The organism is Pseudomonas wadenswilerensis (assembly GCF_024749185.1).
In the GTDB taxonomy this organism is placed as follows: Bacteria; Pseudomonadota; Gammaproteobacteria; order Pseudomonadales; family Pseudomonadaceae; genus Aquipseudomonas; species Aquipseudomonas wadenswilerensis.
Map to the genome: position 1 here is coordinate 3,333,266 of NZ_CP087191.1, position 9,732 is coordinate 3,342,997.

Annotated in this window: 12 protein-coding genes; 11 read left to right on the forward strand and 1 reads right to left on the reverse strand. The window is 64.9% G+C overall.

Features of this window, described 5'->3' with window-relative positions; translation table 11 throughout:
- The first annotated feature begins 4 nt into the window (after positions 1-4).
- Together LOY45_RS15155 and LOY45_RS15160 are read left to right on the forward strand one after the other, a co-directional pair.
- The gene (locus tag LOY45_RS15155; protein WP_115086952.1) at positions 5-559 is read left to right on the forward strand and encodes a TetR/AcrR family transcriptional regulator; all 555 of its coding nucleotides are present in this window, start codon (positions 5-7) and stop codon (positions 557-559) included.
- Positions 546-1,142: an eCIS core domain-containing protein gene (locus LOY45_RS15160; protein ID WP_115086953.1), complete on the forward strand. Its 597-nt coding sequence runs from the start codon at positions 546-548 to the stop codon at positions 1,140-1,142. The genes LOY45_RS15155 and LOY45_RS15160 overlap by 14 nt, the downstream gene beginning before the upstream one ends.
- 1 nt (position 1,143) lies before the next feature.
- On the opposite strand, the gene LOY45_RS15165 is transcribed toward LOY45_RS15160, so the two are convergent.
- Complete coding sequence (locus LOY45_RS15165) at positions 1,144-1,740, reverse strand: TetR/AcrR family transcriptional regulator (protein ID WP_115086954.1); 597 nt, start codon at positions 1,738-1,740, stop codon at positions 1,144-1,146.
- Between the two features lie 110 nt (positions 1,741-1,850).
- Here LOY45_RS15165 and LOY45_RS15170 point away from each other — a divergent pair, with 110 nt between their 5' ends.
- The 9 genes from LOY45_RS15170 to LOY45_RS15210 all read left to right on the forward strand — a co-directional run bounded on the left by LOY45_RS15170 (position 1,851) and on the right by LOY45_RS15210 (position 9,730).
- A complete protein-coding gene (locus LOY45_RS15170; RefSeq protein WP_115086955.1) occupies positions 1,851-2,906 on the forward strand; it encodes a sugar phosphate isomerase/epimerase family protein in 1,056 nt (351 codons plus the stop codon).
- A gap of 27 nt (positions 2,907-2,933) precedes the next feature.
- The gene (locus tag LOY45_RS15175; RefSeq protein WP_258577937.1) at positions 2,934-3,800 is read left to right on the forward strand and encodes an alpha/beta fold hydrolase; all 867 of its coding nucleotides are present in this window, start codon (positions 2,934-2,936) and stop codon (positions 3,798-3,800) included.
- A gap of 92 nt (positions 3,801-3,892) precedes the next feature.
- Positions 3,893-4,939 carry a class I SAM-dependent methyltransferase gene (locus LOY45_RS15180; protein WP_115086957.1) on the forward strand — a complete coding sequence of 349 codons (1,047 nt, stop codon included), beginning with the start codon at positions 3,893-3,895 and terminating at the stop codon, positions 4,937-4,939.
- A 159-nt stretch (positions 4,940-5,098) separates the two neighbouring features.
- A complete protein-coding gene (locus LOY45_RS15185) occupies positions 5,099-5,689 on the forward strand; it encodes an amino acid synthesis family protein (protein WP_115086958.1) in 591 nt (196 codons plus the stop codon).
- A gap of 26 nt (positions 5,690-5,715) precedes the next feature.
- Entirely contained in the window at positions 5,716-6,549 is an 834-nt protein-coding gene (locus tag LOY45_RS15190; protein WP_258577938.1) for an alpha/beta fold hydrolase, read from the forward strand.
- The gene (locus LOY45_RS15195) at positions 6,546-8,027 is read left to right on the forward strand and encodes an aldehyde dehydrogenase (RefSeq protein ID WP_258577939.1); all 1,482 of its coding nucleotides are present in this window, start codon (positions 6,546-6,548) and stop codon (positions 8,025-8,027) included. Before LOY45_RS15190 ends, LOY45_RS15195 begins: the two co-directional genes overlap by 4 nt.
- Positions 8,028-8,039: 12 nt before the next feature.
- Complete coding sequence (locus LOY45_RS15200; RefSeq protein ID WP_115086961.1) at positions 8,040-8,525, forward strand: flavin reductase family protein; 486 nt, start codon at positions 8,040-8,042, stop codon at positions 8,523-8,525.
- A gap of 18 nt (positions 8,526-8,543) precedes the next feature.
- A complete protein-coding gene (locus LOY45_RS15205) occupies positions 8,544-8,933 on the forward strand; it encodes a carboxymuconolactone decarboxylase family protein (RefSeq protein ID WP_100783306.1) in 390 nt (129 codons plus the stop codon).
- A 44-nt stretch (positions 8,934-8,977) separates the two neighbouring features.
- The gene (locus LOY45_RS15210) at positions 8,978-9,730 is read left to right on the forward strand and encodes a GntR family transcriptional regulator (protein ID WP_115087128.1); all 753 of its coding nucleotides are present in this window, start codon (positions 8,978-8,980) and stop codon (positions 9,728-9,730) included.
- The last annotated feature ends 2 nt before the right edge of the window (positions 9,731-9,732 follow it).

A 9,732-nucleotide genomic window follows, 5' to 3' on the forward strand; every position in this document is an offset into this window, starting at 1 on the left:
CGGCGTGCGCTATTCCACCCAGCACAAGGAACAAACCCGGCAAAAGTTGCTGGAGAGCAGCGGCGCCCTGGCCAAGCGCGGCGGCTTCGCTGCCACGGGTGTGGCCGGGCTGATGAAGGCCATCGGCCTGACCGGTGGCGCTTTCTACAACCACTTCCCGTCCAAGGACGACCTGTTCAGCGAAGTGGTACGCCGCGAGCTGTCCCAGAGCCCCATCGCCCAGCAGCCGATGAACCGTGCGCGGCTGGAGCGCTGCCTGGATCAATACCTGAGCATGGCTCATCTGCACAATGTCGAAGGCGGTTGCGCGATACCAACCCTGGGCGCGGAAATCGCCCGTGCCGAGCAACCGGTGCGTGCAGAAGCCGAACACTGGCTGTGCAGCCTGCAGCAAGCCTGGGCGCAAACCCTCGAAGACCCTGGCCTGGCCTGGGCGCTGATCAGCCAGTGCGTGGGCGCACTGGTGATTGCGCGCATGCTCGCCAGCGAGCCGATTCAGGAACAGGTGCTCAAGGCCTCCCGCGACTTTATTGCCGGGGCTTTGCATGAAGCCTCTTGAGTCGCTATTGCTGAGCTTTGCCCTGACTGCCCCACTCACCGCCCTCGCCGCCTGCCCGGCCGGCCAGTACGAAATCTGCCTGGGCAGTTGCATCTGCTCGCCCATCGACCCGGGCCAGGCCGGCACCGTGCTCGACGACCTCGGGCGCATGGCCAGCAGTTCCCTGGCCCTGGCCTTGCAGCAGGCGCGCGATACTGCGGCGGCCGGCACGGTGCTGCCGATCCCCCTGCACATCCGCGCCCAGCTCGAACCGTTCTATGACTTCCAGGTGCTCGACGCGGCGCGCTACAAGGTCGGCGATCAACAGGCCCTGGACAGCGCCAATGCCCTGCTGCAGAACCCCGACGTCAACGCCGTGACCCTGATCGACATCATCGTCTTTCGCAACGAAGCCGACGCCCAGGACAACGTCGCGCTCTGGGCCCACGAACTGCACCATGTGCAGCAGTACCAGCAATGGGGAGTGGCGGAGTTCGCCCGGCGCTACTCGCGCGACTTCGACGCGGTCGAAACGCCGGCCTACGAAATCCAGGCAAAGGTCAGCAAGGCCCTGCGTGAGCGGGCCTCCGGCCAGGCGCGCTGAATCAGGCCTGGGCCGCGCGCAGTGCGCTTAGTGCCGGTTTGATCATCGCCTGCAGGCGCGCCGTGGCAATGCCGTCGCGGGCCTGGATGGCAATGCCGTGCAGCAAGGTGGCGAACAGGTCGCCCAGTGCCTGCGGATCGGCATCGGCCTTGAGCTCGCCACGGCCATGGGCCTGCTGCAGCAAGTCGATGATCGACTGGGTGCGCTGGCGGCGCAGCTCGCTCATCCAGTCGAGCACGCCGCTGATATCCGGCCCGCCGCTGGCGGTCGATGACACCGCCAGGCAACCGCGCGGGCCGTCCGCCGCGGTGTAGGTGGCGATGGCCTCAAGGAGGATTTGCTCCACGGCCTGGCCCACTGCCAGGTCGCGGTGGATGACCCGCTCGGCAAAGCCGCCCTGCTCGGCCAGGTACAGCGCCACCACTTCGCGAAACAGCTGCTCCTTGCTGCCAAAGGCGGCGTAGATGCGCGCCGAGGCAATGCCCAGGGCACTGACCAGCAGGGCCATCGAAGTGCCTTCGTAACCGTATTGCCAGAAGGTCGCCAGGGCCTTGTGCAAGGCCTGGTCGCGATCGAATTCCCGGGGACGTCCGGCCATGGGTTGTGTGTCCATCAAATCAGGTGTGGCGGATTCTACCCTGCAAAACAGTTGACGCAAGCCTGTTGCCGACCTATTGTTTGTCGATCGACAAACAATAGGAAGTCACCATGCGTACCCTCAAAGGACCCAGCCTGCACCTGGCCCAGTTCAGCGCTGAGCAAGCCCCTTTCAACAGCCTCCCCGAGATCGCCCGCTGGGCGGCCGGCCATGGTTTCAAGGCCTTGCAGGTGCCGGCCTGGGACCGGCGCCTGATTGACCTGGAACTGGCTGCCGAAAGCCAGGGCTACTGCGATGAGCTGCGTGGCATGCTCGCCGAGCACGGCCTGCAGGTCAGCGAGCTGAGCACCCATCTGCTCGGCCAGCTGGTCGCGGTACACCCGGCGTACGACGCCCTGTGCGACAACTTCGCCCCGCCGGCCCTGCACGGCAAACCCCAGGCGCGCACGGCCTGGGCGCTGGAACAATTGCACCTGGCAATCAAGGCCTCGCAACGCCTGGGCCTGACCGACATGGGCACGTTCTCCGGCTCGCTGGCCTGGCCTTACCTGTTCCCCTTCCCGCAGCGCCCGGCCGGCCTGATCGAGGCGGCCTTCGAAGAGCTGGCGCGGCGCTGGCGGCCGGTCCTCGATGCCTGCGAAGACCATGGCATCAACCTCTGCTACGAGATCCACCCCAGTGAAGACCTGCACGACGGCAGCAGCTTTGAACGCTTCCTCGACCTGGTGGATCAGCACCCGCGCTGCAACCTGCTGTTCGACCCCAGCCATTTCGTCCTGCAGCAACTGAACTACCTGGACTACCTGGACATTTACCACGCGCGCATCCGCATGTTTCACGTCAAGGATGCCGAGTTCAACCCAACTGGCCGCCAGGGCACCTACGGCGGTTACTGCGACTGGACCGAGCGGGCCGGACGCTTCCGTTCCCTGGGCGACGGCCAGGTCGATTTCAAGGCGATCTTTTCCAAGCTGGCGCAATACGACTTCCCCGGCTGGGCCACCCTGGAATGGGAGTGCTGCCTCAAGGATCAGGAAGACGGCGCCCGCGAAGGCGCAGCGTTCATCCGTGAGCACATCATCCAGGTCACCACTCGCACCTTCGACGACTTTGCCGGCGCGCCGGTCGACCCGCAACAGATCCAGACCCTGCTGGGCCTGGTTTGAATGCCCTTTTCACATGGAGTGCAACACATGTCAGCAACCCCCGAAACCGACTTCGAACATCACTACCTGATCCTCGAGCCTGGCCGCCGCCTGCACTGCGTACAACTGGGCAGTGGCCAGCCGGTGCTGCTGATCCCGGGCTGGCCGCAGACCTGGTACACCTGGCGGCATGTGATGAAAGCCCTGGCCCGCCAGGGTTACCAGGCCATTGCCGTCGATCTGCCGGGCACCGGCCTCTCCGACCCGGCCGCCGAAGGCCATGACACCGGCAACATCGCCGCGCTGCTGCACCGGGCCATGGGCCAACTGGGCCACCAACGCTACCGGCTGGCGGGCCACGACGTGGGCATGTGGGTCGGTTATGCGCTGGCCAGCGATTACCCCGACGCGGTCAGCCAACTGGTGCTCAGCGAGGCGGTGATTCCGGGCCTGGCCGAGGCGCCGCCGATCTTTGTCAGCGCCGAGCAGAACATTTTCATCTGGCACTTCTTGTTCAACCAGTTGCAGGACTTGCCCGAAGCCTTGATCAGTGGCCGTGAGGACCGCTACCTGACCTTCATGTTCGAGCGCTGGGCGCACCATGTCGACCGCGTTGCCGTCGATACCTACATCAAGGCCTACAGCAAGCCCGGCGGCTTGAGTGGCGGGCTGGCCTACTACCGCTCGATCAGCCAGACCATCGCCCAGAACCGCCAGCGCGCCGGCAAACGCCTGAACATGCCAGTGCTGGCCATCGGCGCCGAGCATGCTACCGGCGAGGTGCCGTTGCAGACCTTGCAAGCCCATGCCGACAACCTGCGCGGCAGCGTCATCGCCGACTGCGGGCACTTCGTCATGGAAGAAGCGGACGAAGCGTTCAGCGCACAAGTGCTGGCGTTCTTCGAAGCGAACTAGACTTAAGAGTTGCCCCCGCAACACATTGGCCCGAGGTTGCCGGCCCCGCTGGCAACCCCGTTGACGTTGGACTTCTTGCAGGAGAACACGCAATGGACGAAGCCAGACTCAATGACTTCATGGGCAAGCTGGTCACCGACATGGGTGCCGCGGCCATGCTTGCCAACCTGATCCTCGGCGATGAGCTCGGTTTGTACCGGGCCATGGCCGACAGCCAATTCATCACACCCGAACAACTGGCCGACAAGACCGGCTGCAATCCCCGCCTGCTGCGCGAATGGCTGAGCGCCCAGGCCGCTTCCGGCTACATGGAGCACAGCGATGGGCGCTTTCGCCTGCCGGAAGAACAGGCCATGGCCCTGGCCATCGAAGACTCACCGGTGTATGTCGCTGGCGGTGCCTCGGTGATTGCCGCGCTGTTTCACGACAAAGACAAACTGGTTGCCGCCATGCGCGGCGATGGTGCCCTGGCCTGGGGCGATCATCACCCGTGCATGTTCAGCGGCACCGAGCGCTTCTTCCGCCCTGGTTACCGCGCCCATCTGGTGGCCGAGTGGCTGCCGAGCCTGACCGGCGTGATCGACAAACTGCAGGCCGGGGCCAAGGTCGCCGATGTCGGCTGCGGCCATGGCGCCTCGACGGTGATCATGGCCCAGGCCTTCCCGGCCTCGCGCTTCAGCGGCTTTGACTACCATGGCCCATCGATCAGCATCGCCAGCGAACGTGCTGCCGAAGGGGGCGTGACCGAACGCACGGAGTTTGTCCAGGCCAGCGCCAAGAACTTCCCCGGCAACGACTACGATCTGATCTGCTACTTCGACTGCCTGCACGACATGGGCGACCCGGTCGGCGCCGCCCGGCATGCCTATGAGTCGCTGAAAGCCGACGGCACGGTGCTTTTGGTCGAGCCGTATGCCAACGACACCCTGGATGAAAACAGCACGCCGGTCGGGCGGCTGTTCTATGCCGCCTCGACCTTTATCTGTACGCCGAACTCGCTGTCTCAGGAAGTTGGCCTGGGGCTGGGTGCACAGGCGGGTGAAGGCAGGCTGCGAGCGGTGTTCGAGGAAGCCGGGTTCAAGCGCTTTCGCCGGGCGACCGAGACGCCGTTCAATTTGATCCTCGAAGCGCGCAAGTAAGCGCTGATCGCGGGTCAAGTCGACTCGACTTGCCCCGCGATGCTTTTCTACCTCCCACCCGTCCCCCAGGCAGAGAAATTTGCAGCAAGCCCTTGCGCGTCAAATATTATGGTATACCATCAGACAACAAGACCAACCCACCCTGCACGGGAGCTGCCCATGAGTTTCGAAATCCGCAAGATCGTCACCTACACCGAACAAACCCTGATTGAAGGCGGCAAGGCCACCGACAAGCCGGTGACCATGGTCGGCCTGGCTGTGGTGATCAAGAACCCGTGGCTGGGTCGCGGTTTTGTCGAAGACTTGAAGCCAGAGATTCGCGCCAACTGCTCGGACCTCGGTGCGCAGATGGTCGAGCGCCTGTGCGCGGCCATCGGTGGTGCCGACAAGATCGAGGCCTACGGCAAGGCCGCCGTGGTCGGCGCCGATGGCGAGATCGAACACGCCTCGGCAGTGATCCACACCCTGCGCTTTGGCAACCATTACCGCGAAGCGGTCCAGGCCAAGAGCTACCTGAGCTTCACCAACAAGCGCGGCGGCCCTGGCACCTCGATCCAGATCCCGATGATGCACAAGGACGACGAAGGCCTGCGCTCGCACTACATCACTCTGGAAATGCAGATCGAAGACGCCCCGCGTGCCGACGAGATCGTCGTGGTGCTCGGTTGCGCCGACGGCGGCCGCCTGCACCCGCGCATCGGCAACCGCTACATCGACCTGGAAGAGCTGGCCGCTGAAAAAGCGCAATAACAATAATTACGCCCTAGGAGCGACCGATGATTCAGCCTGCTGCTGAACGCACCCCGGCCGGCACCAGTTACCTGGCGACCGGCCAAGGCCAACCCGTGGTCCTGATACACGGCGTGGGCCTGAACAAAGAAATGTGGGGCGGGCAGATCGTTGGCCTGGCCAGCGATTACCGGGTCATTGCCTACGACATGCTCGGCCACGGCCAGAGCCCGCGTCCGGCATCCGGCACCGGCCTGCCCGGCTATGCCGCGCAACTGGCCGAGCTGCTCGAGCACCTGCAAGTGCCTCAGGCAACCATCATCGGCTTCTCCATGGGCGGCCTGGTGGCCCGCGCCTTCGCCCTGCACTACCCGCAGCGCCTGGCCGCGCTGGTGGTGCTCAACAGCGTGTTCAACCGCAGCGCCGAACAGCGCGCCGGGGTGATCGCACGCACTGCCCAGGCGGCCGAACACGGCCCCGACGCCAATGCCGAAGCAGCCCTGGCACGCTGGTTCAGCCGCGAATACCAGGCGGCCAACCCGGCGCAGATCGCCGCTATTCGCCAGATCCTGGCCAGCAACGATCCGCAGGGTTACCTGACCACCTACGAACTGTTCGCCACCCAGGACATGTACCGCGTCGATGACCTGGCGAGCATCCAGGTGCCGACCCTGATCGCCACCGGCGAATGGGACCTGGGCTCGACCCCGGACATGACCGTGCAACTGGCCCAGCGCATTCCCGGGGCCCAGAGCGTGGTGCTGGCCGAGCAACGGCATATGATGCCGGTAGAGTCGCCGCGCCTGGTCAACCAGATGCTCCTGGACTTTCTCGGGCACGCCCGAACCCTCTCCGATTCAGCCAAGGGGATCGTTGCATGACACTTGTACCCTTCCAGATGTGCATCGACGGCCAGTGGCGCGATGCCGTCAGCGGCAAGACCTTCGACAGCCTCGACCCGTCCACCGCGCAAGCCTGGGCGCAACTGCCCGATGCCGCTGAAGCCGATGTCGAACTGGCGGTACAGGCCGCGCAAAAAGCCTTCGAAAGCCCCGCCTGGCGTGGCATCACCGCCACCGCCCGGGGCAAGCTGCTGCGCCGCCTCGGCGACCTGATCAGCGACAACAAAGAGCGCCTGGCCCAGCTGGAAAGCCGCGACAACGGCAAACTGATCCGTGAGACCCGCGGCCAGGTCGGCTACCTGCCGGAGTTTTTCCACTACACCGCGGGCCTGGCCGACAAGCTTGAAGGCGGCACCCTGCCGCTGGACAAGCCCGACCTGTTTGCCTACACGGTGCACGAGCCGATCGGCGTGGTGGCGGCGATCATTCCCTGGAACAGCCCGCTGTACCTGACCGCGATCAAACTGGCACCGGCCCTGGCAGCCGGCAACACCATCGTCATCAAGCCGTCCGAGCATGCCTCGGCGACCATCCTCGAACTGGCGCGCCTGGCCCTTGAGGCCGGCTTCCCGCCGGGGGTGGTCAACGTCGTCACCGGCTACGGCCCGAGCACCGGCGCCGCCCTGACCCGCCACCCGCTGGTGCGCAAGATCGCCTTCACCGGCGGCGCCGCCACCGCCCGCCATGTGGTGCGCAGCAGCGCCGAGAACTTCGCCAGGCTGTCGCTGGAGCTGGGCGGCAAGTCGCCGAACATCATCTTCGCCGACGCCGACCTGGACAGCGCCATCAATGGCGCGGTGGCCGGCATCTACGCCGCCTCCGGGCAGAGCTGTGTAGCCGGCTCGCGCTTGCTGGTGCAGGACGAGATCTTCGATGAGTTCGTCGAGCGCCTGATCGAACGCGCCAAGCGCATCAAGATCGGCAACCCGCAGGATGAAAGCAGCGAAATGGGCCCGATGGCCACCGCCCAGCAACTGGCCGTGGTCGAAGGCCTGGTAGCGGCGGCCAAGGCCGAGGGCGCCAAACTGCGCCTGGGCGGCCAGCGCGCCGAGGTCGAAGGCGCTGGCTGGTACTACCAGCCGACCCTGTTCGAATGCGACAGCCACTCACTGAAGATCATGCAGGAAGAAGTCTTTGGCCCGGTGGCGGCGGTGATCCGCTTCAAGACCGAGGCCGAGGCCCTGGCCATGGCCAACGATTCGCAGTTCGGCCTTGCCGCCGGCATCTGGACCCGCGACCTGGGGCGGGCCCATCGCCTGGCCCGGGACGTGCGTTCGGGGATCATCTGGATCAACACCTACCGTGCGGTGTCGGCCATGGCACCGATCGGCGGTTTCAAGAACAGCGGCTACGGCCGTGAAAGCGGCATCGATTCGGTGCTGGCGTATACCGAGCTGAAAACGGTGTGGATCAACCTCTCCACCGCGCCCATGCCCGACCCCTTTGTCATGCGTTAGGAGCGCCAGTCCATGATCGAACCCGGCATTTACAAAGACGTGATGGGCTCCTTTCCGTCCGGCGTCACGGTGGTCACCACCCTGGACGCCGACGGTGGCATCGTCGGCATCACCGCCAGTGCCTTCAGTGCACTGTCGATCGACCCGGCGCTGGTGCTGTTCTGCCCCAACTACGCCTCCGACACCTACCCGATCCTGCGCGACAGCAAGCAGTTCGCCATTCACCTGCTGGCCGCCGGGCAAACCGCCGAAGCCTACGCCTTCGCCGGCAAGGGTAAAGACAAGGCCAAGGGCATCGACTGGCACCTGAGCGAGCTGGGCAACCCGCTGCTAGGCAACGCCACGGCGATCATCGAGTGCGAACTGTGGCGCGAGTACGACGGCGGCGACCACGCCATCATCGTCGGCGCGGTCAAGCACCTGATCCTGCCCGAGCAACCGGCAACACCGATGATCTACCACAAAGGCAAGCTCGGCGCCCTGCCGCCGCTGGCCTGATTGATTGGGAGCGCAGCGATGAACAACGAGAAGTACGAAAAAGGCCTGCAGATCCGCACCCAGGTGCTGGGCCAGGACTACGTCAACAAGTCGATCGAGAACGCCGATGACTTCAACCGGCCCTTGCAGGAGCTGGTCACCGAGTACTGCTGGGGGCATGTCTGGGGCCGCGACGGCCTGTCGCTCAAGGAGCGCAGCATGATCAACCTGGCAATGATTTCCGCGCTCAACCGCCCTCACGAACTCAAGCTGCATATACGTGGCGCCTTGCGTAACGGTCTGAGTCGTGAGCAAATACGCGAAATCCTGCTTCAAGTCGGTATCTATTGCGGTGTGCCCGCAGCCGTGGACAGTTTCCGGCTGGCCCGCGAAGCCTTCGCCGAGGCCGACTCGGAGCCCACCCGATAACGACGGGCTGTGCAACCGCAACAGCCCTCTGCAGAGCACCGATGATGAAACGCCAGCCCCTCGACGACAGCTTCAAGGTCAACCGCAACCCCGTCACCCTGCGTGAAATCGTCCTCGACAAACTGCGCGGGGCGATCATGAGCTTCCAGTTGCTGCCGGGCGACCGCCTGGTCGAGCGCGACCTCTGCGACCGCCTCGGCGTCAGCCGCACCTCGGTGCGTGAAGCCCTGCGCCACCTCGAATCCGAAGGCCTGGTGGAGTTCGCCGACGCCAAGGGCCCACGGGTAGCCATCATCACCCTCGAAGACGCCCGCGACATCTATGAGCTGCGCTGCGTGCTCGAAGGCCTGATCGTTCAGCTGTTCACCCTGAACGCCAAGGCCAAGGACATCCGCGCCCTGGAAAAAGCCCTGGAAGTGAACCGCAAATCCCTGGAAGAAGGCGAACTGCAACAGGTGATCGACTCGGTGCAGGGCTTCTACGACGTGCTGCTCGAAGGCTCGGGCAACCACGTCGCCGCCACCCAGTTGCGTCAGTTGCAGGCGCGCATCAGCTACCTGCGGGCGACTTCGGTGTCCCAGGAAAACCGCCGCGGCGCCAGCAACCAGGAAATGGAAAAGATCGTCGAGGCAATCAAGAGCGGCGACCCGCTGGCCGCCCACCAGGCCTCGGTCGATCACGTGCGCGCCGCCGCCAAGGTGGCGCTGGACTACCTGCGCCTGAAACAGAACGACAACAGCAAGGTGCGCGACATCGCCGCGCCGATTGCCCTCAAAGAACCCCGCATAGGCCGCTGACC

Coding starts and splice junctions, on each gene's coding strand:
- LOY45_RS15160 (WP_115086953.1), top strand. CDS start 546: ATGAAGCCTCTTGAGTCGCTATTGCTGAGCTTTGCCCTGACTGCCCCA.
- LOY45_RS15165 (WP_115086954.1), bottom strand. CDS start 1,740: ATGGCCGGACGTCCCCGGGAATTCGATCGCGACCAGGCCTTGCACAAG.
- LOY45_RS15170 (WP_115086955.1), top strand. CDS start 1,851: ATGCGTACCCTCAAAGGACCCAGCCTGCACCTGGCCCAGTTCAGCGCT.
- LOY45_RS15175 (WP_258577937.1), top strand. CDS start 2,934: ATGTCAGCAACCCCCGAAACCGACTTCGAACATCACTACCTGATCCTC.
- LOY45_RS15180 (WP_115086957.1), top strand. CDS start 3,893: ATGGACGAAGCCAGACTCAATGACTTCATGGGCAAGCTGGTCACCGAC.
- LOY45_RS15185 (WP_115086958.1), top strand. CDS start 5,099: ATGAGTTTCGAAATCCGCAAGATCGTCACCTACACCGAACAAACCCTG.
- LOY45_RS15190 (WP_258577938.1), top strand. CDS start 5,716: ATGATTCAGCCTGCTGCTGAACGCACCCCGGCCGGCACCAGTTACCTG.
- LOY45_RS15195 (WP_258577939.1), top strand. CDS start 6,546: ATGACACTTGTACCCTTCCAGATGTGCATCGACGGCCAGTGGCGCGAT.
- LOY45_RS15200 (WP_115086961.1), top strand. CDS start 8,040: ATGATCGAACCCGGCATTTACAAAGACGTGATGGGCTCCTTTCCGTCC.
- LOY45_RS15205 (WP_100783306.1), top strand. CDS start 8,544: ATGAACAACGAGAAGTACGAAAAAGGCCTGCAGATCCGCACCCAGGTG.
- LOY45_RS15210 (WP_115087128.1), top strand. CDS start 8,978: ATGAAACGCCAGCCCCTCGACGACAGCTTCAAGGTCAACCGCAACCCC.